Origin of the sequence: Sphingobium sp. EM0848, assembly GCF_013375555.1 — a bacterium.
Taxonomy (GTDB): domain Bacteria; phylum Pseudomonadota; class Alphaproteobacteria; order Sphingomonadales; family Sphingomonadaceae; genus Sphingobium.
Genome location: NZ_JABXWB010000001.1, coordinates 463,683 through 490,153, shown reverse-complemented (window position 1 = coordinate 490,153; position 26,471 = coordinate 463,683). Strand labels below are relative to the sequence as shown.

The 26,471-nt window shown below is 64.4% G+C and carries 23 protein-coding genes and 1 pseudogene; 8 read left to right on the top strand and 16 right to left on the bottom strand.

Features of this window, described 5'->3' with window-relative positions; all coding sequences use genetic code 11:
* Nucleotides 1–136 precede the first annotated feature (136 nt).
* The 4 genes from trpD to HUK73_RS02425 are packed head-to-tail and all read left to right on the top strand — an operon-like array spanning nt 137 to nt 3,577.
* Nucleotides 137–1,129: an anthranilate phosphoribosyltransferase gene (gene trpD / locus HUK73_RS02440; RefSeq protein ID WP_176590470.1), complete on the top strand. Its 993-nt coding sequence runs from the start codon at nt 137–139 to the stop codon at nt 1,127–1,129.
* Nucleotides 1,126–1,917: an indole-3-glycerol phosphate synthase TrpC gene (gene trpC, locus HUK73_RS02435; protein WP_176590469.1), complete on the top strand. Its 792-nt coding sequence runs from the start codon at nt 1,126–1,128 to the stop codon at nt 1,915–1,917. Before trpD ends, trpC begins: the two co-directional genes overlap by 4 nt.
* Entirely contained in the window at nt 1,914–2,399 is a 486-nt protein-coding gene (moaC, locus tag HUK73_RS02430; protein ID WP_176590468.1) for a cyclic pyranopterin monophosphate synthase MoaC, read from the top strand. Before trpC ends, moaC begins: the two co-directional genes overlap by 4 nt.
* Entirely contained in the window at nt 2,396–3,577 is a 1,182-nt protein-coding gene (locus tag HUK73_RS02425; protein WP_176590467.1) for a molybdopterin molybdotransferase MoeA, read from the top strand. The genes moaC and HUK73_RS02425 overlap by 4 nt, the downstream gene beginning before the upstream one ends.
* Before the next feature lie 89 nt (nt 3,578–3,666).
* On the opposite strand, the gene HUK73_RS02420 is transcribed toward HUK73_RS02425, so the two are convergent.
* Nucleotides 3,667–3,825, bottom strand: coding sequence for a hypothetical protein (locus HUK73_RS02420; RefSeq protein ID WP_176590466.1), 159 nt, complete (start codon nt 3,823–3,825; stop codon nt 3,667–3,669).
* A 154-nt stretch (nt 3,826–3,979) separates the two neighbouring features.
* On the opposite strand from HUK73_RS02420, the gene lexA reads away from it, so the two are divergent.
* On the top strand, nt 3,980–4,651 hold the full coding sequence (lexA, locus tag HUK73_RS02415; protein ID WP_176590465.1) for a transcriptional repressor LexA: 672 nt from the start codon (nt 3,980–3,982) through the stop codon (nt 4,649–4,651).
* Here the strand turns inward: lexA and HUK73_RS02410 are convergent.
* A pseudogene (locus tag HUK73_RS02410) lies at nt 4,642–6,786 on the bottom strand (ComEC/Rec2 family competence protein). The gene lexA and the pseudogene HUK73_RS02410 overlap by 10 nt on opposite strands.
* 48 nt (nt 6,787–6,834) lie before the next feature.
* On the opposite strand from HUK73_RS02410, the gene gltX reads away from it, so the two are divergent.
* Nucleotides 6,835–8,289, top strand: a complete 1,455-nt coding sequence (gltX, locus tag HUK73_RS02405) for a glutamate--tRNA ligase (protein ID WP_176590464.1) — start codon at nt 6,835–6,837, stop codon at nt 8,287–8,289.
* Nucleotides 8,290–8,306: 17 nt separating this feature from the next.
* Entirely contained in the window at nt 8,307–9,593 is a 1,287-nt protein-coding gene (locus tag HUK73_RS02400; RefSeq protein WP_176590463.1) for a citrate synthase, read from the top strand.
* Nucleotides 9,594–9,644: 51 nt separating this feature from the next.
* On the opposite strand, the gene HUK73_RS02395 is transcribed toward HUK73_RS02400, so the two are convergent.
* From HUK73_RS02395 to HUK73_RS02380, 4 genes are all read right to left on the bottom strand, one after another.
* A complete protein-coding gene (locus tag HUK73_RS02395) occupies nt 9,645–11,024 on the bottom strand; it encodes a sensor histidine kinase KdpD (RefSeq protein WP_176590462.1) in 1,380 nt (459 codons plus the stop codon).
* A complete protein-coding gene (locus HUK73_RS02390; protein ID WP_176590461.1) occupies nt 11,024–12,118 on the bottom strand; it encodes a DUF2336 domain-containing protein in 1,095 nt (364 codons plus the stop codon). The genes HUK73_RS02395 and HUK73_RS02390 overlap by 1 nt, the downstream gene beginning before the upstream one ends.
* A gap of 46 nt (nt 12,119–12,164) precedes the next feature.
* Nucleotides 12,165–13,331, bottom strand: a complete 1,167-nt coding sequence (locus tag HUK73_RS02385; protein ID WP_176590460.1) for a hypothetical protein — start codon at nt 13,329–13,331, stop codon at nt 12,165–12,167.
* Nucleotides 13,332–13,408: 77 nt separating this feature from the next.
* Nucleotides 13,409–13,711 (bottom strand): Hpt domain-containing protein, encoded by a 303-nt coding sequence (locus HUK73_RS02380; protein ID WP_176590459.1) that lies wholly within the window; start codon nt 13,709–13,711, stop codon nt 13,409–13,411.
* Nucleotides 13,712–13,791: 80 nt separating this feature from the next.
* Here HUK73_RS02380 and HUK73_RS02375 point away from each other — a divergent pair, with 80 nt between their 5' ends.
* On the top strand, nt 13,792–16,464 hold the full coding sequence (locus tag HUK73_RS02375) for a hypothetical protein (RefSeq protein WP_176590458.1): 2,673 nt from the start codon (nt 13,792–13,794) through the stop codon (nt 16,462–16,464).
* 161 nt (nt 16,465–16,625) lie between these two features.
* Here HUK73_RS02375 and HUK73_RS02370 read toward each other — a convergent pair whose 3' ends face one another.
* From HUK73_RS02370 to HUK73_RS02325, 10 genes are all read right to left on the bottom strand, one after another.
* Nucleotides 16,626–17,030: a GFA family protein gene (locus HUK73_RS02370; protein WP_176590457.1), complete on the bottom strand. Its 405-nt coding sequence runs from the start codon at nt 17,028–17,030 to the stop codon at nt 16,626–16,628.
* 72 nt (nt 17,031–17,102) lie between these two features.
* Entirely contained in the window at nt 17,103–17,363 is a 261-nt protein-coding gene (locus tag HUK73_RS02365) for a DUF1467 family protein (protein ID WP_176590456.1), read from the bottom strand.
* 11 nt (nt 17,364–17,374) lie between these two features.
* The gene (locus HUK73_RS02360) at nt 17,375–19,012 is read right to left on the bottom strand and encodes a ribonuclease J (RefSeq protein WP_176590455.1); all 1,638 of its coding nucleotides are present in this window, start codon (nt 19,010–19,012) and stop codon (nt 17,375–17,377) included.
* Complete coding sequence (locus HUK73_RS02355; protein ID WP_176590454.1) at nt 19,012–19,791, bottom strand: type III pantothenate kinase; 780 nt, start codon at nt 19,789–19,791, stop codon at nt 19,012–19,014. The genes HUK73_RS02360 and HUK73_RS02355 overlap by 1 nt, the downstream gene beginning before the upstream one ends.
* A 17-nt stretch (nt 19,792–19,808) precedes the next feature.
* On the bottom strand, nt 19,809–20,516 hold the full coding sequence (locus HUK73_RS02350) for a biotin--[acetyl-CoA-carboxylase] ligase (RefSeq protein WP_255326312.1): 708 nt from the start codon (nt 20,514–20,516) through the stop codon (nt 19,809–19,811).
* The gene (gene nuoN / locus HUK73_RS02345) at nt 20,513–21,949 is read right to left on the bottom strand and encodes an NADH-quinone oxidoreductase subunit NuoN (RefSeq protein ID WP_176590452.1); all 1,437 of its coding nucleotides are present in this window, start codon (nt 21,947–21,949) and stop codon (nt 20,513–20,515) included. Before nuoN ends, HUK73_RS02350 begins: the two co-directional genes overlap by 4 nt.
* The gene (locus HUK73_RS02340) at nt 21,949–23,502 is read right to left on the bottom strand and encodes an NADH-quinone oxidoreductase subunit M (protein WP_176590451.1); all 1,554 of its coding nucleotides are present in this window, start codon (nt 23,500–23,502) and stop codon (nt 21,949–21,951) included. The genes nuoN and HUK73_RS02340 overlap by 1 nt, the downstream gene beginning before the upstream one ends.
* Complete coding sequence (nuoL, locus tag HUK73_RS02335) at nt 23,502–25,547, bottom strand: NADH-quinone oxidoreductase subunit L (protein WP_176590450.1); 2,046 nt, start codon at nt 25,545–25,547, stop codon at nt 23,502–23,504. The genes HUK73_RS02340 and nuoL overlap by 1 nt, the downstream gene beginning before the upstream one ends.
* 6 nt (nt 25,548–25,553) lie before the next feature.
* Nucleotides 25,554–25,859, bottom strand: coding sequence for an NADH-quinone oxidoreductase subunit NuoK (nuoK, locus tag HUK73_RS02330; RefSeq protein ID WP_004211745.1), 306 nt, complete (start codon nt 25,857–25,859; stop codon nt 25,554–25,556).
* Nucleotides 25,856–26,467, bottom strand: a complete 612-nt coding sequence (locus HUK73_RS02325; protein ID WP_176590449.1) for an NADH-quinone oxidoreductase subunit J — start codon at nt 26,465–26,467, stop codon at nt 25,856–25,858. Before HUK73_RS02325 ends, nuoK begins: the two co-directional genes overlap by 4 nt.
* Nucleotides 26,468–26,471: the final 4 nt, after the last annotated feature.

Genomic DNA, 26,471 nt, shown 5'->3' with positions numbered 1-26,471 from the left:
ACGCCCCTTTGCCGCCGTCGTCAAGGGGGTGCGTTCAACAGGCCCCACCCGTTTGCGCGAGGGAGAATCGCCATAATTCGACTTTCCGGCATCCCGATCTCGACTCATCCCCCCCGGCATGATTAAGGCAAGCGCGATGACCCGCTTGCCCGACCCCGCCACGCCGCTAAGCACAGCCGCTGCCGCAGAGGCTTTCGACCTGCTGTTCGATGCCGATCTTCCTGAAGCGGAAATCGCCGCCTTTCTCGTCACCATGGCCCGGCGCGGCGAAACGGCCACGGAAATCGCCGCCGCGGCGCGTGCGATGCGGGCGCGCATGATCCCGGTCGGCGCGCCGGAAGGCGCCATAGACGTCTGCGGCACGGGCGGCGATGGCCACCATACGCTGAACGTGTCCACCGCCGTGTCGCTGGTCGTCGCCGCCGCGGGCGTTCCCGTCGCCAAGCATGGCAACCGCGCCGCCTCCTCGAAGGCGGGTGCCGCCGATACGCTGGAAGCGCTGGGCCTCGACCTCGACCGCGCGGCGCGAACCGCGGAAGCGACGCTGGCCGATCTCGGCATCTGCTTCCTCTTCGCGCAGAACTATCACCCCGCGCTGAAACGACTCGGCCCGATCCGCAAGGCGATCGGTGAACGCACCATCTTCAACCTGATGGGGCCGCTCGCCAATCCGGCCAGGGTTCGCCGCCAGCTGGTCGGCATCGCCCGTCCCGCCTATGTCCCCATCTATGCCGAAGCGCTGGCGGAACTGGGCGTCGACCACGCCATGATCATCTCCGGCGACGAAGGCCTTGATGAACTCTCGCTCGCCGGCGGCAACGACCTTGCGGAGGTGAAGGGCAACAGCCTGGTCGCCATGCGCCGTCTGACGGCCGCTGAACTCGGCCTCTCCACCCATCCGGTCGAAGCCATCAGGGGCGGCGACCCGGCCCATAATGCCGCTGCCCTCCGCGCCCTGCTGCAGGGTGAAACGGGGCCATATCGGGACGCGGTGCTGCTGAACGCGGCTGCGGCCCTTGTCGTCGCGGATGCCGTATCCGATTTTCGCGAAGGCGTTGAAGAGGCTGCCGAAACCATCGATCGCGGCCTTGCCAACGCGCTCCTCAATTGCTGGATTGCCTATTCATGACCAACAAGCTGATCGAAATCTGCGATGTGAAGCGGGAGGAAGTCGCCCGCCGCAAGGCCGCGATCACCGTCTCGACACTTCACGCCCGCGCCGCCGAGCAGACGCCCCCGCGCGGCTTCCGCAAGGCGCTGGACGATGCCGCCCGTTCCGGCTTCGGCCTGATCGCGGAGATCAAGAAGGCCAGCCCCTCCAAGGGGCTCATCCGCCCCGATTTCGATCCGCCCGCCCATGCCCAGGCCTATTCGGCGGGCGGCGCGGCCTGCCTTTCGGTGCTGACCGACGTGCCTTATTTCCAGGGCCATGACGATTATCTGATGGCCGCCCGTTCGGCCTGCGCCCTGCCGGTGCTGCGCAAGGATTTCATGGTCGATCCCTGGCAGGTGCTGGAAAGCCGCTCACTGGGCGCCGACGCGATCCTGATCATCGCCGCAGCGCTGGACGACAATCAGATGGCGGAGATCGAGGATGCCGCCCTCGGCCTTGGCATGGACGCCCTGATCGAAGTGCATGACGCGCAGGAACTGGAGCGCGCGATGAAGCTGCGCTCGCGCCTGATCGGCGTCAACAACCGCGACCTGCGCGACTTCACCGTCGATTTCGCCCGCACCTATGAACTGGTGGGGCAAGCGCCCGCAGGCTGCACCTTCGTCGCGGAAAGCGGCATCGGCAGCCACGCGGATCTGCTCGCCATGTCGGAACATGGGGTGCGCTGCTTCCTGGTCGGCGAAACGCTGATGCGGCAGGCCGATGTCGAAACCGCGACCCACAATCTGCTGACGGGCGAATGAACGGGCTCACCCATCTGGACGAGGATGGCGCGGCGCGCATGGTCGATGTCTCGGCCAAGGCGGTGACCGCACGCGAAGCCGTCGCCACCGGCCACATCGCCATGAGCGAGGACGCCGCCGCCGCGATCGCTCAGGGATTGGTGAAGAAGGGCGACGTCCTTGCCGTCGCCCGCGTCGCCGGGATCATGGCGGCCAAGCGCACCGCCGAACTGATCCCGCTCTGCCACCCGATCGCGCTCAGCAGCGTGACGATCGATTTCGGCCTCGGTTCGGCAGGCGTCACCGTCACCGCCACGGCCCGAACAGCGGGCCAGACCGGGGTGGAGATGGAGGCGCTCACCGCCGCGACGGTCGCGCTGCTCACCGTCTATGACATGGCCAAGGCGCTGGACAAGACCATGGTCATCGGCGAGGTCCGTCTGCTCGCCAAGAAGGGCGGCAAGTCCGGCAACTGGACGGCCGGAGGCGGACGCACGGCATGAACCTGCTTCCTGTCGCAGAGGCGCAACGCCGCCTGATGGCGCTGGGCACGACCCTGCCGACCGAGGATATCCCGATTCCCGCCTGCGCCGGACGCTGGCTCACCCGCGACATTCCGGCGCTGCGCGACCAGCCATGGGCCGATCTCTCCGCCATGGACGGCTACGCCATCCGCGCCGCCGAATGGCCCGGCCCATGGCATGTGACGGGCGAAAGCGCAGCGGGCGGCCCCTTGCCACCGCCCCTCGCCCCCGGTCAGGCATGCCGCATCTTCACAGGTGCACCGCTGCCGCAGGGCGCGGACAGCATATTGATCCAGGAGGACGCAACGCGGGAAGGCGACGTCCTTCGCGCCACGGACGGACCGCTGGCATATGGCCGGAATGTCCGCTCCGCCGCGTCCGATTTCCGTGCAGGCGACCGTCTCCTGCCCTCAGGCGCCACGCTGGGACCCGCCCAGATCGCCCTGGCCGTGCTGGGCGGCCATGGCGCCCTGCCGGTTGCCCGACCGGCCCGCATTGCGCTGCTTTCGACAGGCAACGAACTGGTGCCCCCCGGCGCACTGGTCCAGCCCGGCGAGCTGCCCGCCTCCAACGCGCCCATGCTGGCTGCGCTGCTCGGCAGCCTGCCTTGCGAGATCATCGACCTTGGCATTGTGCGCGACGATCTCGAGAACATGGTCGACGCCTTCAGCCGCGCCGCACAAGCCGATATCATCGTCTCGACCGGCGGCGCGTCGGTCGGGGATCACGATATCGTTCGCCCCGCCTTCGCCAGTGCGGGCGGCTCGCTGGATTTCTGGAAGATCAAGATGCGGCCCGGCAAACCGCTGATGGCTGGCACATTGGGTTCCGCCATCTTCCTTGGCCTGCCCGGCAATCCGGTGTCGGCCTTCGTCACGGCGACTCTGTTCCTGCTGCCGCTGGTGCGTCATCTCATGGGTTCGGCATCGCCCCTGCCCCGGACCGCACCCGCGACCCTGGCCGCGCCCCTTCCCGCGACCGGAGAGCGCGACGACTATCTGCGCGCCTATCGCAGCGAGGCAGGCATCGTCTCCGTCACCTCGCAGGACAGCGCGGCGACCGCTGCCATGGCAATGGCCGACTGCCTGATCCTGCGCCCCGCCGGATCGCCTCCAGCCGCTGCCGGCGATCCCGTCACGGTCCTGCCACTTTCATAAGGAAAGGGGCCGCGACGCGACCCCTTCCAGTGCAGTCCTGATGCAAATTCGCCGGCATTCAGATCATCTTCTGAATGACAGCCAACCCTTCAGCGCTGTTGCTTGTCAGGTGCCTTGTCCTGACGCCGTTCATTGCCCATCTGGCCCTGCCGGTTCTCCTGCTGCTGCTGCCGTCCACCCTGGCCCGAGCGGTCGCCCCCCTGCTGATCGCGGCGCTGATTCTTGTCCTGACTCTTCTGGTTGGCCATCTGACTCTCCTATTCACCTCCTTGGGGAAGGCAGGGATTAAACGGCCCGTCCGCGCCCGCGTTCCCGCAAATGCGGCCAACGGTTGGCGGCGCTTGACTTACCCCTTTTCGTTTCCTATGCGTTCTTCATCCGTTCCAAAGAGGGCAAGCAGGCATGTTGACACCCAAGCAACAGGAATTGCTGAGCTTCATTCAGATCCGATTGGAGGAAGGGGGCGTTTCCCCTTCCTTTGAAGAGATGAAGGAAGCGCTGGATCTCAGGTCCAAATCCGGCATTCATCGCCTGATCAATGCGCTGGAAGAACGCGGCTTCATTCGCCGCCTGCCCAACCGCGCCCGCGCGCTGGAGGTGCTGAAGCTTCCCGATGCCATGCACCGTCCGCAACCGTTGGTCGTTCCGCCCAAACCGCAACTGGTGGCCAGCCCACCCATCGCCGCCAATGACGTGCTGGAAATCCCCCTGCACGGGCGGATCGCGGCTGGCGTGCCGATCGAGGCGCTGGAGGGACAGAACATGCTCTCCGTGCCGGCTGCCCTGCTGGGTGCGGGCGATCATTATGCGCTGGAGGTGGCGGGCGATTCCATGATGGAGGCCGGCATTCTCGACGGCGACTTCGCCCTGATCCAGCGTACCGACGTCGCACGGGAAGGGCAGATCGTCGTCGCCCTGATCGATGAGAGCGAGGCGACGCTCAAATATTTCCGGCGCGAAGGACCGAAGGTCCGGCTCGATCCAGCGAACAGCGCCTATGAGCCGCAAATCTACGATCCGCAGCAGGTGCGCATCCAGGGCAAGCTCGCCGGGTTGCTGCGCCGCTATAACTGACTTGGCCTGGATCGCAACGGTCCCGTCATGGGCCGGGCGATCCAGGGATGCTGATCGCCCGCCTGCCTGACCGTGCGCACAGTCAGGCGGTCAAGGTCGATGGCAAGGCCTCCTGTCCGCGCAAGCAGGCTGCGATCCGCTTTCAACCATCGTGGGCGACAGGCCCATGGCAAACGCCGGTCGCTGATCACGATATCCGCCCTTGCGCAGTCCCGAGCGAGAATGTCGCCGCCGATCACGGCGCTGCTCCGCGTTACCAGCACGGTCCAGTTCCGTCCCCCGCCCGTCAGCCGAACCGCGCACAGGTCAAGCGAACAGCGCGCTTCGGGCAGCGCCGCCATCGGCTCCAGCACACCGTCATAGCCAGCAGTCTCCGCCAGAGCGTCGCGCACATAGCTGCCCGCCCTCTCCCGTAAAATGGCCATGCCCCCGTTCGCGGTGCGAACCGCGACATGGCGACCATCTCCCGTCACCAGCAGAGCCGGCGGCGCACTTTTCAGGATCATCGCCACACCCGTCGCCACCGGGATCAATCCCACCCAACGCCACCGGCTGCGCCACAGCAGACACCAGAGCAGGCCCGCCAGGATCAGCGCGAACATCCCCGGCGACTGCGCGGAGGAACGCACAATCGCCCAAGGGCTGGACGCCACCCCATGAGCGACCAGCAGCAACAGATCGAGCGCCCGCGCAGTCAGCCACCAGAAGGGCGCACCCCAGCCGATGAGATCGAACGACAGGGCCAGCGCCTCAAAGGGCATGACGACAAAAGTGGTCAGCGGAATCGCCACCAGATTGGCGACCGATCCCAACACTCCCGCCTTGTGGAAATGAAAGATCGCAATCGGCGCCAGCACCAGTTCCACCACCAGACCCGTCGCAAGCAAGCCCGCCAGATGGCGCCCGATCCGCCGCCAGCCCGCTTCTTCACGCGCCGCGACGAATGTCCGGAAGCGCGGATACTCGCTCAGCGCCACCAGCGCGACCACAGCCGCGAAGCTCATCTGAAAACTCGGCCCGACCAATGCCTCGGGCCAGAGCAGCAACACCACCAAGGCCCCCGCCGCGACCAGCCGCAGCGTGATCGCATCGCGCCCCATCGCCAACCCGCCCAGCACCAGCAAGGCGGCCACGCAGGATCGCACGGTCGGCACTTCCGCCCCCGTCAAAAGCGTATAGCCGATGCCCGCCAGCGCCCCGCCGCCTGCCGCGATCAACATCAACGGCCAGTCGAGGGCGGCCCGCCGGTTAAGCGCCATCACCCGCATCAGCAGGAACACGACCGCCGCGATCAGCGCCGTCACATGCAGCCCGCTGATCGACAACAGATGCGCCAGGCCGCTGCGCCGCATCGCCTCCGCATCCCGTCCGGCAATGGCGCCCTGATCTCCCGTCGCCAGCGCGGCGGCAATGCCCCCGCCCGGCCCCGGCACCTTTTCCAATATATGCGCGAACAGCCGCCCCCTCAGCGGCGGCGCGCCCTTTGCCGGACGCAACACCGCGATAGGCCGCAAGGCGCGCCCGGTTGCACCGATGCCGTCGAAATAGGCCCGCCGCGCAAAATCATATCCGCCCGGCAAGCTGGGAGGGGCCGGAGGCATCAACCGCGTGCGAAAACGAATGATCGCACCTTCCCCCACCCCAGCGGGCAGCAAGGCCTCGTCGAAATTGATCCTGATCCGCGACGGCAGGCCCGGCGCGTCCAGCGGTCGCACGAGAACGCGACTCATCTTCTGCGCGGGCACCGGATTGACCGCCCGCACCTCTGCCGAGAGCGTCACGAAAACCGGCTGGGCGAGCGGCGGCGCGCCCCAAAGCATCGCCTTGCCCCAGATCAGGACGCACCCCAGGCAGGCGAGAAGTCCGCCCATGACGCCCCCCTGCCGCAACCGCCCACCACCGGGCAGCAGCGCCGCCCCGCAGGCGACAGCCAATGCAAGACAGGAAAAAGACAGCTATTCCAATCGATTATCCAAGGAAAACCAGGCCGCAATCCCGCCGCCCAAGCCCACCGGCACCCAGAGCGGAATCTGCTCACGCTCTTCTTCAAGCCAATCTTCGACCCCGTTCAAAAGCGTCCGCGCCCTTTGCCGGACGGAAGCGACAACGGAGGTTTGTCGTGGCTCGAAAGCCATGCTAGGGGGCGTCGCGATCATGGATAGGCCAGGTGGATATCGGGGCGAATGTCAAGGAATGAAGCGGTGAGTGCCACGGGTTCGAACAAACAGGTAGTAACCCGTTTTGCGCCATCGCCTACCGGTTTTCTTCACATCGGCGGAGCGCGCACTGCGCTCTTCAACTGGCTGTTCGCGCGCCATCATGGCGGCAAGTTCCTGCTGCGGATCGAGGATACCGACCGCGCCCGTTCGACCGAAGAAGCGGTGGCCGCCATCTTCGATGGTCTGGAATGGCTGGGTCTGGGCGGCGACGAGCCCGCCGTGTTCCAGTTCGAGCGCACCCCGCGCCATGCGGAAGTCGCCAATCGACTCCTCGAAGCCGGTCATGCTTATCGCTGTTACGCCACGCCTGAGGAACTGGCGGAATTGCGCGAACAGCAGCGCGCCGCCAAGCAGCCGATGCGCTATGACGGTCGCTGGCGCGATCGCTCGGCCGAAGAAGCGCCGGAAGGCGCGCCCTATGTCATCCGACTGAAGGCCCCGCGCGAAGGCGAGACGGTGATCGAGGATGCCGTGCAGGGCCGCGTCGTCGTCCAGAATGCGGAGCTGGACGACATGATCCTGCTGCGTTCCGACGGTACGCCGACCTATATGCTGGCCGTGGTGGTCGACGATCATGACATGGGCGTCACCCACGTCATTCGCGGCGACGATCACCTCAACAACGCGTTTCGCCAGCTCGGCATCATCAAGGCCATGGGCTGGGAAGAACCGATCTACGCCCATATTCCGCTGATCCACGGCTCCGACGGCGCCAAGCTTTCGAAGCGGCACGGCGCGCTCGGCGTCGATGCCTATCGCGACGAAATGGGGATGCTGCCCGAAGCCGTGCTCAACTATCTGCTTCGACTCGGCTGGGGCTATGGGGATGAGGAAATCATTTCCCGCGACCGCGCCGTCGAACTGTTCGACATCGCAGGAGTCGGTCGCTCGCCCTCGCGCTTCGACATCAAGAAGCTGGAGAATCTGAACGGCCATTATATGCGTGAGGCGGACGATGCCCGGCTGGCTGCTCTGGTCGCACCGCGCGTTGCCGCCCGGCTGGGCCACAACCTTCCGGAAAGCGGGGAAAAGCTGCTCACGGAGGCGATGCCCTCGCTGAAGCCGCGCGCCAAGACGCTTAATGAAATTGCTGAAGGCGCCGAATTTTTGTTCAAAAATTGCCCTCTCGATTTTGACGAGAAGGCCATTTCTCTGCTAGACGACTCCGCGCGTGCGCTGCTGGGACAAACAGCCGACGCTCTTGCCCCCGTTCAGTCCTGGACGGTCGAAGCGATCGAAGATGCAATACGCCGCGTGGCAGAGGATGTCGGCCTCGGGTTGGGGAAGGTCGCGCAACCTTTGCGCGCGGCGCTGACCGGACGTACGGTTTCGCCGGGAATTTTCGACGTCCTTTTCCTTCTGGGAAAGACGGAGAGCTTGGAACGATTGGCCGCTGTGAGGCACGCATCGGCCAGTTGAAGTATCAGGAGAACACCATGTCGGATAATAATGCCACTTTGACTGTCGCAGGCGACACAAAAGACTATGCCATTTTGAACGGCACGGTCGGCCCGCAGGTCATCGATGTTCGCAAGCTTTACGCCAACACCGGCATGTTTACCTACGATCCGGGCTTCACCTCGACCGCAAGCTGCGATTCGGGCCTGACCTACATCGACGGCGACGCCGGCGTGCTGCTGCACCGCGGCTATCCCATCGATCAGCTCGCCGAACAGTCGAGCTTCATGGAAGTGTCCTATCTGCTCCTCAACGGCGAACTGCCCTCGAAGCAGGAGCTGGAGGACTTCACCCGCACCATCACGCGCCATACCATGGTGCATGAACAGCTCACCGCCTTCTATCGCGGTTTCCGCCGCGACGCGCACCCGATGGCCGTGATGTGCGGCGTGGTCGGCGCGCTGTCGGCCTTTTACCATGACTCGACCGACATCAATGACCCGGACCAGCGCCGGATCGCCAGCCACCGCCTGATCGCCAAGATGCCGACGATCGCGGCTATGGCCTATAAATATACGGTGGGTCAGCCGTTCGTCTATCCGCGCAACGACCTCAGCTACACCGCCAACTTCCTGAACATGACCTTCTCGGTCCCGGCGGAAGAATATGAGATCGATCCGGTCGTCGTGGACGCGATGGACAAGATCTTCACGCTCCATGCCGACCATGAGCAGAACGCCTCGACCTCGACCGTGCGTCTGGCCGGCTCCTCGGGCGCCAACCCCTTCGCCTGCATCGCGGCCGGCATCGCCTGCCTCTGGGGTCCGGCGCATGGCGGCGCGAATGAAGCCGCGCTCAACATGCTTCGCGAAATCGGCACCGTTGATCGCATTCCGGAATATATCGCCCGTGCCAAGAACAAGGACGATCCGTTCCGCCTGATGGGCTTCGGTCACCGCGTCTACAAGAACTACGATCCGCGCGCGACCGTCATGCAGAAGACCGCGAAGGATGTTCTGGCCAAGCTGGGCGTCAGCGATCCGATCTTCGACGTGGCGAAGGAACTGGAGCAGATCGCGCTCAACGATCCTTATTTCATCGAGAAGAAGCTCTACCCGAATGTGGACTTCTATTCGGGCGTGATCCTCTCGGCCATCGGCTTCCCGACCGAGATGTTCACCGTGCTCTTCGCCCTCGCCCGCACGGTTGGCTGGGTCGCTCAGTGGAACGAAATGATTTCGGACCCAGCACAGAAGATCGGTCGTCCGCGTCAGCTCTACACCGGCCCCGCCCAGCGCGACTATGTCCCGGTCGACAAGCGCTAAACGGCGCTGACAAGCCAAAACAGGAACGGCGCCCCATCGGGCGCCGTTTTTTTAGTTCAAGGCGGGCAGAAAAAGCGTGAACCGCGCCCCGCCCCCGGGCGCGTCGTCGACGCGGATATCCCCACCCATGGCCCGAGCCAGACGGCGCGAGATATAAAGGCCAAGGCCGCTGCCCCCCGCATCGCTGCGGCCCAGTCGCTCGAACTTGTCGAATATCCGCTCGCGGCTATCGGCGGGAACCCCCTCGCCCTGATCCAGCACGGTGATCCAGGCCTGTTCGCCGTCCCGCCCCGTTTCGATCCGCACGGTCGATCCCTCCGGCGCATAGCGCACGGCATTGCCGACCAGATTCATCAATATCTGCAAAGCCCGGCGGAACTCGCCAACCGCAGGCTCCGACGATTCCGCTGCCGGCGCCACCACGGACATGCCGCGGTCCATCGCCTTGACCAGGAACAATCCCGCCGCGCGCCGCCCTATGTCTGACAGGTCGAGCTCCTCGGCGATCACGGCAAAATCGGGCCGGTCGATCGCCTGGAGATCGGCCAGATCATCGATCAGCGCCATCAGATGCCGTCCAGCCGACGCAATGTCATGAGCATAGCCGACATAGTCGGGCCGCAAGGGACCTTCGAACTGAGCGCCGATCGAATCGGCATTGGCGATGATCCGCCCCAATGGCTGACGCAGCGACCGGTCCAGCCTCTTCCCGAACTCGGCGGGATAAAGCACCGTCGGTTCGGCCGCGGCAAGCGGCGCCATGATCGCCCGCTCCATCGGCAGGGCCTTGCCGCGATAGCCCACAAGCTGACCGCTCAGGTCGAACATCGGGAAACCCGACAAGGCGAAATGCTGCTCTGCGTCGCTGGTCAGTGCGGCAAGCTGACCGCGAAACGCGCGCCGCTGAGCGAAGCCGTGCAGAATCGGCAGATCGCCCTCCCCATTCGGCCGCAATTCGAAATAGCTGGTGAAGGGGCTACCCGGCACTGGCGGTGCGCCGGGCAGAACGCCCTGTCCGCCCTGCCCTTCCAGCACCATCTGGAATCGCAATTGCGTATCGATCTGCCATGTCCAACCTTCGGACAGGGCTGCAATATCCATATCCCGCTGCGCCAGATCGACGGGCGCGGTGACGGGGGACCGCTCATGCCAATCGATGACGGCCATGTGCACGCTCTGGCCATCCGGCTTGGCACGCACCCACATGTCGATATCGCCACGCTCGGCCGCCGCCGCCACCGGACGCGACACGGTGACTCCCAGTCTCGCCGCCAGCCGCGCCATCGCCGCCAGTTGCGGGATCGCGATCACCTCTCCCAGCTCTCCGCCCGCTTCCTGCTGCAAGGCGAGCAAGGGCGCATCCGCACTCAGCAACCGGCCATCCGCGGCGACCGTCGCCCGGATGACGGCGGGATGCGCCGGCATGTTCATCAGCCGATGATCCGCCGCAAATGGTCCAGCTTTGCGCGCAACGCCGCCGGCGCGCGCAAAGCCCCTATCGCCGCATCGGCCTGCGCCACGGTCAAATCCTGATAGCGCAGCGCCTCCCCGACAATCCGCGCGTCGGACAGCGATGGCCGCACCGGACGCAGCGCCAGCAGCAAATGGCGATAATCCGAATCCGATCCGCCAAGTGCACGACACAGCGCCGCCACCTGCCCGACCGGCCCCATCACCAGAATGTCGGCAACCCGCGCGCTCTCCATGCGCAATTGCCGCCCGGCAAACGCCGCGAACAACAGAAATTGCCTTTGGCCCAGCGCGGCGCCCATCAGTTCGGGTGCATCCGTCCGATCACCCAGCAGGCGCACCAGCCGCTCCGCCGCCGCGATCGGCCCCGCGGCTTCGTCATGCCGCGCGAGCAGCGCCTGCCCCGCCGCCTCGAACACAGGCAGCACCGCCTCCGGATCGACCAGCCCGCTTCGCTGCGTCACCGCCGCAAGGCAGGCGGTAGCGGTCCATAACAATTCCGCGAAATGTTCCACCGGCAGGTCCGGCTGCATCGGCTGCTCTTCCGCCCCGGTCATCAGCCAACGCCCTTCCGCCAGCGCCAGCGCGGCCAGCGCATCACCGACCGCACTATCCTGGGCAGGGAACAGCGATTCGGCTTCCGATTCGCCATATTCGCCATCGGGGCGCCCGAACTGTCGCAGCATCAGGCTGATCCCGCCGCGCATCTGCATATGCGCCAGCAAAGCTGGCCCCAGCAAAGTCGGCTGCGCACACAGGGTCGGCCAGCAAACCGGCTGCGGCCATTGCTCCAGCGCCGCCTTGATTTCGGGCGTTTCCTCCAGCGCCAGACGCAATCCGATCTCGATTCCGGTCAGGCATCCGCCCAGATGCCGCCGCGTCTCCGCCATCAGCGCGTCATGCCGCTCCCGCCCCTCATCCGGAAAGAAAAACGCCAGATCAATGGCATGACCAACAGGAACGGCGGACATGCCGGCCATGACCTGCGCCATGGGCCAACTGTCCGCCATGGTCGGTCCGATCAGGGACGAAAAGGCGCTCATGCAGGCCAGCATAGTGCCACGTCGTTAAAATGCACTAAACCGTAACGCGTAAAATCGCTCAATCACGCCGCAGCAGGATCATCGCCCCGACAGAGGCAATGGCGCAGACCATCGCCACTTCCACCGCCAGCGCCAGCACGCCCAACAGCGACCCCGCCAACAGCAGGATCAGCGCGCCGGCGGGTGTAAAGATCATCCACGGCCGCACGCCGCCCGCCTTCCGCCATCGGTCCGCCATCTGGACGATCGCCAGCAGCAGCGCCAGATAGGTCGGCGCCGTTCCCTGCCCCGCCAGCGCAATTCCCCCCACGGCAAAGGCTGGCGCGACAAAGGCCATCCACCCCATGGGCAAGGGCCGCAGCGCCATTTCTTCGAGCCGGTCCGCCGTCTCCGCCAGCAACAGCGACAGCAGCAACAGGCAAAAACCCGTCCCGATCCAGAGCAACTCGATCGGCACCAGCGCAATGGCCCCCAGCGCCATGGCGGCAATCCGCACCTGCAGGGCAGGCACCTGCATCCGCATCAGCGCCGGAGCAACCAGCCGCGCGGCCGGGGCCAACAGATAATGTTCCGCCGCGCCGCGCACCCTTTGGCCACGCGGGCCATGCGCCATCACAGCCTGCGCTGCGAGATTCGCCTGCTCCTGCGCCTCGACCAGCGCCACCCGGCCTTCCATCAAATCGTCCTGCGGCACGGTGACGCGCCGCGCGCCCGCCTGCACCGCAGCGCGCACCAGCGTCAGCGACAGGTCCCAGTCCCCGATCATGTCCAGCGTATTGAACAGCAGGTCCGGGCTGATCCGCGCAAGTCCCGCCCAGCGCTGCCCCGCATCGATCCGCTCGAACGGCGCGCTCGCCCGGCTGTCGTCCGCCACCAGCAGGGCGTTGCCCTCGCTGCTCGCCATCGCTTCGAAATAGGCCTGACCGACGATCGCGCCATCGGCCACCAGCAGCGTATCGGCATGACGCGGCGCATCGCGCACCATCGACACCATGTCACGGATCAGCGCGACGGCGATCCCGTCCGCCGACAGCCGGTCGACCGCCTGCGACAGGGCGGGCGTAATCACGCTCACCAATATCATGATTCGGTCGGCGCCCGCCCGCGCCGCCTGACGCGCCTGATATTCCACCAGCGTCTGCCCCGCGAAATGCAGGCTGGCGCGCAGCGATCCAGCGGCATCATTGGATGCCCGGCTGGCGCTAAGAATTGCCGCAAAAGTCATGCGTGATGAAACCGACCCGCTTCTTGTTCAGCCCACCTTCTTGCAAGGCGGACACAATCACGCAAGCCGACTGTCCATCAATCCCGCGCAAGTTCGCTGAGCATGGCGCGCAATCGGCGCAAAATCCGGGGATCGCCGGGAACCGCGTCGGCCGCCTCATCGGCCATCGCCATCAGGCTGGTCAGCCCGAAACTCGCCGCCAGCCCCTTCAGCCGCCAGGCCGCCAACTGCCAATTGGCGTCACAGCTTGCGCGACCCAGCAGATCGAACTGCCGCTCCGCGCTTTCCATGAAGGCGACGCGCAGATCCTCAATCAATCGCCTGTCTTCACCGACAGCGGCGGCCAAAGCCGTATTCAGGGCGCCAGGATCATAGGACATGGGGCAGACGCTATCTGGCTTGCGTTAAGTTTTGGTAACAGGGCATTTTCGTGCGCGCAAAAACTGCTAGGATAGGCGGCATGACCGGGGGCAGCACCATAGTGGAATTCTGGCGGGACAAGGACCGCGCGGCAGATGACTCTTCGCAGGCGGACGACAGGCTGCCTTTGAAGCAGACGATCGTGGATATGGAGGATCTCGACGCCTCCACGGACCGCCCGGACCATGGCATGGCCGGCACGTCATGGGCCCTCCTCGCCGCGGGCCTGCTCTGGATCGGCTTTGCCGGCTGGGCGACGGCTTCATCCGGCCAGTGGCGCGGCGGCCCGGCGGCCTGGCCGGGACTTGTCGCGACGATCCTCATTCCGCTGATCCTGCTCGGCGTCTGCTATCTTCTTCTTCTGCGCAACAGCCGCAGCGAAACGCGCCGCTATCTCGACACCGCCCGCGCCTTGCGGACAGAGGCGGAATTGCTGGAACTGCGGCTGGGTCGAATCGCCGGGCAGTTGGAGACATCCCGCCAGACCATGCAGGATCAGGCGGAACTGCTCGACAGCTACGGCGCCGCCGCCAGCAGCAATATGGAGGCATCGGCCGAGTTGATCGCGGGCCGGGCCCACAGCACCGCCGAGCGTGCCGAAGCAGCCGAACGCGCGGCCCTGTCACTGGTCCAGCGCATGGAAACGCTGATCGCCTCCATTCCCGCGTTGGAGGACCGGGCAACGCGCATGTCGGCCCAGATCGCCGACAACAGCCATTCCCTGTCCGAACGGATCGACATGCTGGAGGCGCGGCTGCATGCGTTGGGTGAGCTGTCGGACGACGCCCGCACCCGCACGCTTTCGGCCACCAAGAGCCTTTCGAGCCAGCTGACCCAGCTTCAGGAAGCCACGCGCTCCACCACGCAGGAGGTGAACGGCATGGCCGACATCGCCGCCGCCCGGATCGACGCGACGATGGAAAGCGCGCGCAAGGCGATGGAGGAAAGCTGGCAGGATCTGGAACAGAAGTCCGTCTCTCTCGGTAGCCTGACCATCCGCACCAGGGAAGAGGTTGCGGAAACCACCCAGTCGGTCATCGCGCTGCTGACTCAGGAACTGAACCGCGTCGAGATCGACGTGCTTCACCGCCTCGAAACCACCCATGGCCGCGCGCAGGAAACCATGGCGGCGGTCGACGCCAATCTGACGGCGCAGGCGCTTTCGCTCAAATCGCTGATCGAAGGCGCGCAGAGCGGCATCGCGTCCACCAGCCACTCCGCACTCACCGCCCTGTCCCGCGATGCGGAAACCGTCGAGGCCGAGTTGCGCCAGCGGATCGAAACCGCCGTGGCGCAGGCGCGCAATGGCATGGCCATCACCGACGAAGGCATTGCCCGCCAGAGCGAGGCGCTCGATGTGCTGATCGCGCGTTCCCGCAGCGGTATAGCGGCGATCGGCGAAGAAACCGTCGCCAATCTGGCCGATCATGTCGGCGAGGTCGAAAGCCGCCTGCATCAGATCAACGATCTGGTCGAGGGCCAGCGCGCTCTGGTTGCTGGGCTGCAAACCAGCCTCCACGACGCGGTCATCTCGGCCGAAACCCGTTTCACCGCGATGGAGGAAGCCGCTCTCGCCCGCAACGAACGGCTGACCGAGGCGCTCAAGCGCCTGACTGATGAGACGCAGCGCATCGACAGCGCCCTCGCCACCGGCGGCATGACGGCCGAAAAGCTGATCGGCAGCGCCGAAACGCTGATGGTCGCGCTCGATTCCAGCGTGCGCGAACTGGACGAAACCTTCCCTGCGGCGCTGGAGCGCTTCAACGGGCGGATCGAGACCAGCCGCACCCTGCTCGACAGCGCGGCGCCGGAAATCGAGCGGCTGGAGGCCATCTCCGAAGCGCTGGTCGGCCGCACGCAGGAGGCCGAGGAACTGCTGCGCGGTCAGGGCCGTCGCCTCAGCGAATGGCTGGAAAGCACGCAAAGCGGCGTGGACGCCAATCGCGAACTGGTCGAACGGCTACGCACCGCGCTCGACAATGCGCATCAGGACGCGACGCGCATCACCGAAGGCGCGGGTCCGCTGCTCGTCACGGCCCTGCTGCGCGTCAAGGACACCGCCGATCAGGCCGCCGAACGCGCCCGTCAGGCGCTCAGCCGCGCCATTCCCGACGCGGCCCAGTCGCTCGCCGACGCCAGCGAGGAAGCGATGGAGCGCGTCATCGGCGACAAGATCACCGCGCAGATCGAGCAGGTCGCGAAGGTTGCCGAGGAAGCCGTCAAGGCCGCCCATCAGGCGTCCGACCGCCTCACCCGTCAGTTGCTGACCATTGCCGACACCAGCGCCGCGGTGGAAGCCCGGATAGAGGAAGCCGAACGCGCCGCCGAGGACCGCGACCGCGACCATTTCGCGCGCCGCTCCGCGCTCATCATCGAGTCGCTCAACAGCACCGCGATCGACGTCACCAAGATCCTGTCCAACGACGTCACCGATTCCGCCTGGTCATCCTATCTGAAGGGCGACCGCGGCGTCTTCACCCGACGCGCGGTCAAGCTGCTGGACGCGGGGGAATCTCGCGAAATCGCACTGCATTACGACAATGATCCCGAATTTCAGGAGCATGTGAACCGCTACATCCACGATTTCGAATCGATGCTGCGGATCATTCTCTCTGCCCGCGACGGCAATGCGCTGGGCGTGGCGATCCTGTCATCCGACATGGGCAAGCTCTATGTGGCGCTGGCTCAAGCCATCGAGCGGCTACGGCAATAATCAGGAACGGGCATTAGAGCGCGCTGCATTAAATCGAACGCAGGATGCGCGCTCCAAGTTTTTGGTGTCGCATCGTTTTAAGCGGGAAACCGGTTCCCACTTTCCCGCACGATGCTCTAGGCTTTTGGGAAAACCGCAAGGGCTCTTGCGAAGAGGGCCTCTTACCCCAGAATGCGCGCCTCGCGGATATAGGTAAATTCCCCCTCACCCGCCCAGGCTCGCCCATCGGGGAAACGCAATTCCAGACCGGCCAGATCGCGCTCATCCGCCAGCCGCATATTGACGCCCATCAGTGTGTTCCCGAACTTCGATGCGGCGCTGGCGGTCAGGTTGAAATGCGTTGTCGAACCACAGGTTTCGCAGAACCGGATTTCCGCCGCAGGGTCGGCCTTATCTTCCCTGCAATATCCCTTGGCAACGCCATCGACATGCACTTCCGACGGGTGGAAATAGCCCCAGCGGGTGCCCGTCTTGCTGCATAATGTGCAGTTGCACTCGTGGATATAATCCGGACGCTTCTCAAGTTCGACACGGATCTGGCCGCAGAGGCAGGAAAGCCTGATCATTCTCCGAACCTACAAGCAAGGCCGGGGGAGCGACAACGGCCTTTCGGCTTGCACGGAAGCCGGCAAAGACCGTCAGCCAATATGCGTCCACCGCTCCAGCGTCACCCAGCCCTCGACATAATTGGCATAATAAAGCCCGAACAGCACCGCCGAGAGGACCGTCGCCCGGAATACAACGATACCCGGCCGGAAATTGCTCGGCGCGCTGTCGGCCTGCCCCTTCAGCAGTTGCTCGCCCGTTTCGTCGGGCGTGCGAATGCCGAAGGGCAGCACGATGAACGCGCTGATCGTCCAGAACAATATGTAGATGGCAAAGATGGCGTACCAGTTCATGGGAAACCGACTTAGGCCCGAATGAGCAGCACGTCCACCACCGGCTTCTTGCCTGTCCAGCGCGTCGCCGTGCGCCGCACCGCCAGACGCACCCGCTCGCGCAATGCCTCTTCCTCCTGCGATCCCTTGGCGACCGCGCCGGCGGCTTCCTCGGCCGCTTCCTCGAGAAACGCCGTCTTGTCTTCCTCGACCGGCACTCCTTGCGTGCGCAGCGCTGGCGTTCCGAGCACCCGCCCCTTGCCATCCAGCGCCACCGCGACGCTGATCTGCCCATGCAGCGAAATCTTCCGCCGCTCGTTCATGGTCGATCCGTCCGCCGGCAGGATGACGTCGCCATCCAGTACCAGCCGCCCGGTCGCTTCATGACCGATGATCTCCGGCCCATCGGGCGCCAGCCGCAGCACGTCGCCATTGGACTGCACCACCGCATGCGGCACGCCGCTCGCCAGACCCAGTCGCGCCTGTTCGGCCATGTGCCGCCGCTCGCCATGGACGGGCAGCAATATCTGCGGGCGAACCCAGCCATACATGGCCTGCAATTCGGGTCGACCCGGATGACCGGATACATGCACTTCCGCCTGACGGTCAGTCACCATCCGCACGCCCTTGGCCGCCAGCGCATTCTGGATGCGACCGATGGCGATCTCATTGCCCGGAATCTGCTTGGAGGAGAAAACGACCAGATCGCCTTCATCCAGCTTGATCGGATGGCTGTCGAACGCAATGCGGGACAGCGCGGCCCGCGCTTCCCCCTGCCCGCCGGTGGCGATGATCATCACCTCATTATGCGGCAGCGCCATCGCGTCGTCCCAATCGACGGTCGGCGGAAAATCCTTCAGATAGCCCGCATTGCGCGCCGTCGAAATGATCCGGTCGAGCGACCGCCCCGCCACGCAGAGCTTGCGCCCCACGGCATTGGCCACCTCGCCCAAAGTCTGCAAGCGCGCGGCATTGGACGCAAAGGTCGTGACCAGCACGCGTCCCTTCGCGCCCTTGATCGTGTCCATCAGCCCTTCGCGCACATCGCCTTCGGACCCGCTGGCCTCCGGATTGAAGACATTCGTGCTGTCGCACACCAGCGCGAGCACGCCCTCATCGCCGATCGCGGTCAGCTCTTCCGGCGTGGAGGGTTGGCCGAGCACGGGCCGCTCATCCAGCTTCCAATCGCCGGTATGGAAGACCCGGCCATAAGGCGTGTCGATCAGCACCGCATTGCCTTCGGGAATGGAATGCGCCAGCGGCACATAGCGGAAACCGAACGGCCCCAGCGCAAAGCTGCCCTCATTGTCGATGACGTTGAGTTCGACCTCCTTCGTCAGCCCTTCCTCCTCCAGCTTCAGCCGGATCAGCCCCGCGGTAAAGGGCGTGGCATAGAGTGGCACGCCCAGATCAGCGGCAAGATAGGGGATGGCGCCGATATGGTCTTCATGCCCATGCGTCAGGACGATGCCGAGCAGATCCTCGCGCCGTTCCTCGATAAAGGCGAGGTCGGGCAATACCAGTTCCACGCCCGGATAGGCCGGATCGGCAAAGGTGAGGCCCAGATCGACCATCACCCATTTGCCCCGGCAACCGTACAGATTGACGTTCATGCCAATCTCCCCCGACCCGCCAAGGGCCAGGAAGATCAGCTCATCTCCGGGTGTCATTATGCTTGTCTACTCCGTTCATACAATAATGCGAGGCCCAGGATCGTGAGATCGGGCGCGATCGCATCGAAAATATCGCTGTTGTCATCAAAGAGGACCGCGAGGCCCCCCGTCGAAATCACCTTGGCGGGACGGCCGATCTCAGCGCGCATGCGCGTGACCAGCCCTTCCATCATCGCCACATAACCCCAGAAGACGCCGATATGCATCTGCGCCTCGGTCGTGCGACCGATAACCGATCGGTTCTCCGGCGGCGCGATCGCAATCTTCGGCAGCTTCGCCGCCGCAGCCACCAAAGCATCCAGCGACAGGTTGATGCCTGGAGCGATAACCCCGCCCTTATAGGCGCCATGATAGTCGATCACATCAAAAGTCGTGGCTGTGCCGAAATCGATGATGATCAGGTCGCCTTCGTACAGGTGGTGCGCCGCAATGGCGTTTACAACCCGATCCGCGCCGACCGAAGCCGGTTCGGCGACGTCGAGCCGGACGCCCCACTCCACCGGCGCGTGCCCCGCTATCAACGCCGTGGTCTTGAAATATTTCTCGGCCAGCACCTGAAGATTATGCAGCGCGCGCGGCACGACCGTCGCAATGATGACCGCCTCGACATCGGCGATCTTATAGCCCTCCAGCATCAGAAGCTGGTTCAGCCACACCGCATATTCATCTGCCGTGCGCCGTGGATCGGTCGCGATCCGCCAACGCGCGCGGATATCCCGCCCGTCCAGCAGCGCGAAAACCACATTGGTATTACCCGCGTCGATCGCGAGAAGCATAGCCGGTCCCCCGGATGTCAGATGAGAAGGATGTCACCGGCATGAATGGCACGGCTCTCGCCATTCGCCAAGCGCAGGATCAGCATGCCATGCCGGTCGAGCGTATCGAAGCTGCCTTCGACCGTCTCGCCATCAGATTGTACCACGCGCATCGGCGTACCGGCAGGATGGGCGTTGAGCAGCCAGTGCGTCCGCACAGGCTCCAGTCCCTGCGCCCGCCAGATCGCCAGCCAATGGGCGAACAGTTCGGCTAATCGTTGCTGCAACGCACCTGCGTCAACATTCTGGGCGCCCTGCGCGACAAGGCTCGTCACCGGCCGGTCCAGCCCTGTCGGATGCCCTGTGACATTGATGCCGATGCCTGCGACAATGGCGTCTCCAGCCCGCTCCAACAGGATACCGGCGATTTTCGCGCCATCGACCAGCACATCATTGGGCCATTTGATCCGCGCCTGTCCCGCGCAAAGCGGCGCCGCCAGCGCATGCACCGCATTGGCCGCGACCAACGCCAGCGTGTGGGGCAACGGATCGCCGTCCCGCAAACGAATGACCGTCGAGCAATAGAGGTTGCCGTCCGGGCTTTCCCAATTCCGTCCCAGACGCCCCCGCCCGCCGGTCTGGCGCCCCGCGCGCAACCAGCAGCCCTCGGAAACGCCTTGCTCCACCAACGCCAGCATGTCGGCATTGGTGGAGCCAGTCTCCTCGACGAAGCGAAGCTCGGTCAGAACAGCGACGCCGCTGCCGCCGCGCTCGCCTTGTCGAGCATCGGATTGAGGAAATAACCGAAGACGATGACCACGGCACAGGCCGTCAGGATGATATTCTCAACCGCCCCGCCACGCGCTTCATAGGGCGCGGCCGGCTCGTCGAAATACATCGTCTTGATGACCTTCAGATAATAGAAGGCACCGATCACCGACATCGCGATACCAAAGGCCGCCAATGCCGTCAGGCCCGCCGCCACCGCCGCGTCGAACACCAGGAACTTCGCCCAGAAACCGAAGAGCGGCGGAATGCCGGCCATGGAGAACATGAAGATCGCCAGCGCCGCCGCCAGCCCCTTGCGCGACCGCGACAGGCCGGCAAGGCTGGCGATGGTCTCGATCGGCTTGCCCTCTGCGTCACGCATCTGAAGGATGCAGGCAAAGGCGCCGATGGTCATGACGATGTAGATCGCCATGTAGCTCATCGTCGCCGCTGCGCCTGCTGGCGTCCCTGCGGCAAGGCCGATCAGCGCGAAACCGACATTGTTGATCGACGAATAGGCCATCAGTCGTTTGATGTTGCTCTGACCGATCGCCGCAACCGCACCGAAAAGGATCGAGGCAAGCGCAACGAAGATCACGACCTGCTGCCAATCCAGACCTGCCGGACCCAGCGCCTCGATCGCCACACGGACGGTAAGGCCGATGGCCGCAACCTTGGGCGCGCTGGCGAAGAAGGTCGTGACCGGGGTCGGCGCGCCTTCATACACGTCCGGCGTCCACATGTGGAACGGCACGGCGCTGATCTTGAACGCCAGGCCGGCCAGAACGAAGACCAGACCGAAAAGCTCACCCTTCGACACGCCGTCGCCCAACGCGAGCGCGATACCGTCGAAGCTGGTGCTGCCGGTGAAGCCATAAAGCAGCGCGATGCCGTAAAGCAGGATGCCGCTCGCCAGCGAACCGAGGACGAAATATTTGAGGCCCGCTTCGGACGACCGCTCATCCTGCCGCATGAAGCTCGCCAGCACATAGGAGGCAAGGCTGTTCATTTCGAGGCCGACATACAGCGTCAGCATGTCGCCCGCCGACACCATCATCCCCATGCCAACGGCGGCGAAGACGATCAGAACCGGATATTCGGGCCGGGGATGACCGCCGACCGAAAAATAGCGCGGAGCCAGCAGGATGGCGGCAGCAGCCGCGCCGTAGATCAGCGCCTTGGCAAAGACCGAAAAGGCATCGGCCCGGACCAGCCCATCAAACGCCACCGGCCCATGAGCCAGCGAACAGGACAGCGAAACACCGGCGGCAATCAGTGTCACGACCGCAAGCCAGTTGATGACCCGCGCCGACTTGTCGCCGCCATAGGCCGCCACCAGCAACAAAATCAGGCCACCGGCCGTCAGGATCAGTTCCGGCACGACGGCCAGAAGGGAAGCGGAATCAATCATTAGTGCGCCTCCCCGTGCGCCGGTGCTTCTTCATGATGGGCCTCCGCAGCCGGGATGGCCGGACCCATTTTGATCTTGGAATCTCCCGCCGGAGCGGCAGAGGCGATGCGCGCTTCAAGCGCGCGGATATCCGACCGCATCGGGCTCAGGAAGCTCTCCGGATAGATGCCCATCCACAGCACCGCCGCAGCGATTGGCGCCAGCAGCCAGACTTCGCGCACCGACAGGTCCGGCATGGCCGCCGCGTCGGCATTCTTCTGGTCGCCATAGCAGATGCGGCGATAGAGATAGAGCATGTAGGCGGCGCCCAGGATGATGCCCGTGGTGCACACCAGCGCCACCCAGCTCGATGCCTGGTAAACGCCCATCAGCGACAGGAACTCCCCGACGAAGTTGCTGGTGCCCGGCAGACCGACCGACGCCATGGTGAACAGCATGAACAGCACCGCATATTTCGGCATGTTGATGCTGAGCCCGCCATAACGGGCAATCTCGCGGGTGTGCAGGCGGTCATAGATGACGCCGACGCAGAGGAAGAGCGCGCCCGACACCAGACCATGGCCCAGCATCACCATCATCGCGCCTTCGATGCCCGCCTGGTTGAAGGCGAACAGGCCGACGGTGACGATCGCCATATGCGCGACCGACGAATAGGCGATCAGCTTCTTCATGTCCGACTGAACGAGGGCGACCAGGCTGGTATAAACCACCGCCACCATCGACAGACCCCAGACCAGCGGCGCAAGCTGCGCCGAGGCTTCGGGGAACATCGGCAGCGAGAAGCGGATGAAGCCGTAGCCGCCCATCTTCAGCAGCACGCCCGCCAGAATGACCGAACCGGCGGTCGGCGCCTGAACGTGCGCGTCGGGAAGCCAGGTGTGGACCGGCCACATCGGCATCTTCACCGCGAAGCTGGCGAAGAAGGCCAGCCACAGCCACGTCTGGATCTTCGGATCGAAATTATACGCCATCAGCGTCGGGATGTCGGTCGTGCCCGCTTCATGCACCATCCACATCATCGCGATCAGCATCAGCACCGAGCCGAGCAGCGTGTAGAGGAAGAATTTATACGAAGCGTAGATGCGTTCCGCACCACCCCAGATGCCGATGATCAGATACATCGGGATCAGGCCGGCCTCGAACATGATGTAGAAGAGGTAGAGATCCTGCGCCGTGAAGACGCCGATCATCAGCACCTCCATGAACAGGAACGCCGCCATATATTCCGGCACGCGCTTTTCGATCGCGAGCCAGCTCGCCCCGATGCAGATCGGCATCAGGAACACGGTGAGCGCGATGAGCAGCAGCGCAATGCCGTCAATGCCCAGCGCCCAGGCGAACCGCCCGAAGATCGGTGCATATTCCTGGAACTGCCATTGGGCGGCCGTGCCCGACTGGTCGAAGTTCATCCAGAGGATCACGCCCAGGACCAGATCGACCAGCGTTGCGAGCAACGCGATCCAGCGGGCCTGATTGGCGCCTGCGAAGAGACAGGCGATGGCCCCTGCCATCGGCACTGCCATCATCAGGGAAAGGATGGGGAAGCCGTCCATTATCGTGTCATCGCCCAGGTTGCGGCCGCGGCGAGGCCGATCAGCATCACCAGCGCGTAAGTGTAGAGGTAGCCGGACTGAAGCCGACGGGTGACTTTATTGCCCTGCACGACCAGCGCAGCCAGACCATTGGGGCCAAAGCGGTCGATGAAACCGACGTCACCGAACTTCCAGAAGAAGCGGCCGATGGCGAAGGCAGGTTTGACGAACAGGAAGTTGTACAGTTCGTCGAAATACCATTTGTTGAGCAGAAACTGGTAGAGCGCGCCGAAGGTAGCCACGAAGCGACGCGGCCAATCGGTGAACTTCAGATAAGCCAGCATGGCAATCACGAGGCCGGTCAGCATCACCGTGAACGGACCGAACTTGACCCAGGTCGGCACTTCATGCGCGGCGTGCATCAGGTGGCTGTCGAACGCGAGCGCGCCCTTCCAGAACTCGATGCCCTCTTCCGGACCGATAAACTGGTCGTGGAAGGCGAAGCCCGCGAACACCGCGCCAAGGCTCAACACCACCAGCGGCACCAGCATGACCCACGGGCTTTCGTGCGGATGATAACCCGCCGTGCCGGTCAGTTCCTGACCATGATGGTCATGATGGCCATGGCCGTCATGGTCGGTTTCTTCCTCCAGCGTTTCATGATGGCCGTGCACCGCATGCTGGATATGCTCCGAAGCAGCCCAGCGCGGCTTGCCGAAGAAGGTCAGGAACACCAGACGCCAGCTGTAGAAGCTGGTGAGCAGCGCCGCGAACACGCCGACCAGATAGGCGCCGACGCCCGCACCGCCCGAAGCATAGGCCGCTTCGAGAATGCCGTCCTTCGAATAGAAGCCCGCGAAACCCACGCCGACGAGCGGCAGGCCGACGCCGGTGATGGCCAGCGTGCCCAGCGTCATCGTCCAGAAGGTGATCGGAATCTCCTTCCGCAGCGCGCCATAGTAACGCATGTCCTGCTCATGGTGCATCGCATGGATGACCGAACCGGCGCCAAGGAACAGCAGCGCCTTGAAGAAGGCGTGGGTGAAGAGGTGGAACATCGCCGCGCCATAGGCGCCGACGCCCGCCGCGAAGAACATATAGCCCAGCTGCGAACAGGTCGAATAGGCGATGACGCGCTTGATGTCGTTCTGCACCGTGCCCACGGTCGCCGCGAACAGACAGGTGGCGGCACCGATGAAGGTCACGAAGTGCAGCGCCGTCGGCGAGGTTTCGAACATCGGCGACAGGCGGCATACCATGAACACGCCTGCGGTCACCATAGTCGCCGCGTGGATCAGCGCCGACACCGGGGTCGGGCCTTCCATCGCGTCCGGCAGCCAGGTGTGAAGGCCAAGCTGCGCCGACTTGCCCATCGCGCCGATGAACAGCAGCAGGCAAAGCACGGTCATGGTGTCGAAACGGTGGCCGAGGAAGCCGATGGTCGAACCGGTCATCGAAGGCGCAGCCGCCAGGATTTCCGGGATCGAGATGGTGTTGAACACCAGATAGGTGCCGAAAATGCCCATCATGAAGCCAAGGTCGCCGACGCGGTTGACGACAAACGCCTTGATCGCGGCGGCATTGGCCGAGGGCTTACGGAACCAGAAGCCGATCAGCAGGTAAGAGGCCAGACCGACGCCTTCCCAGCCGAAGAACATCTGAAGCAGGTTGTTCGCCGTCACGAGCATCAGCATCGCGAAGGTGAAGAGCGACAGATAGGCGAAGAAACGCGGCTGATCCGGCTCCTCCTCCATATAGCCCCACGAATAGAGGTGGACGAGACTCGACACGCTGGTGATGACCACCAGCATGACGGCGGTCATGGTGTCGACGCGCAGCGCCCACTGGGCATCGAAGCTGCCCGACTGAATCCAGGTGAACACCGGCGCCACATAAGGCTCGGCATGCCCGGTCACGAAGCTGAGGAAGATCGGCCAGCTCATTGCGCAGGAGGCAAAGAGCGCGCCGGTGGTGATAATCTTGGCTGGCAGCTTGCCAAGGGCCTTGTTGCCAAGACCGGCGATGGCAGCAGCCAGCAACGGGAGAAGGACAATAAGCTGGATCATCGAGCTTTAGCCCTTCATCCGGTTGACATCGTCGACGGCGATGGTGCCGCGACCACGGAAGTAAATGACGAGGATGGCAAGGCCGATGGCCGCTTCACCCGCCGCGACGGTCAGCACGAACATGCTGAACACCTGGCCCACCAGATCGCCCAGGAAGGCGCTGAAGGCGACAAGGTTGATGTTCACGCTGAGCAGGATCAGCTCGATCGCCATCAGGATGATGATGACGTTCTTGCGATTGATGAAAATGCCCAGCACCCCCATCACGAACAGGATCGCGCTGACCACCATATAATGCTGAAGGCCGATCACAGCTCCACCCCCTGCCCCACGGGCTGATTGATATTACGCACGGCCTCTTCCGGCCGGCGGCGGTTCTGCCGCGCGATATTCTGGCTGCGTACACCGCCACGGGCACGATGGGTCAGCACGATCGCGCCGATCATCGCGACCAGCAGGACGATGCCCGCCGCTTCGAACAGGAAGATGTAACGGGTATAAAGCAGCCCGCCGATCGCCTGAATGTTGGAAAGCTCCGGGTTCACCGGCGCGGCGCGCTGCGCCAGTTCGATGGGACCGGCGCTCCACAGGCCGATGCCCAGCACGATCTCGGCCAGCAGCACCAGCGCGATCAGCAACCCAAAGGGCAGATAATCGACGAAACCGGCGCGCAGTTCGGCAAAATCGATGTCGAGCATCATGACGACAAACAGGAACAGCACGGCGACCGCACCGACATAGACGATGACAAGTAGCATCGCGATGAATTCGGCGCCCAGCAGAACCATCAGGCCCGCCGCGTTGAAGAACGCAAGGATCAGCCACAGCACCGAATGAACCGGATTGCGCGACAGGATCGTCAGCGCGCCGCTGCACACCACGATCGCGGCGAACAGATAAAAGGCGAAGACGTGAATCACAGGA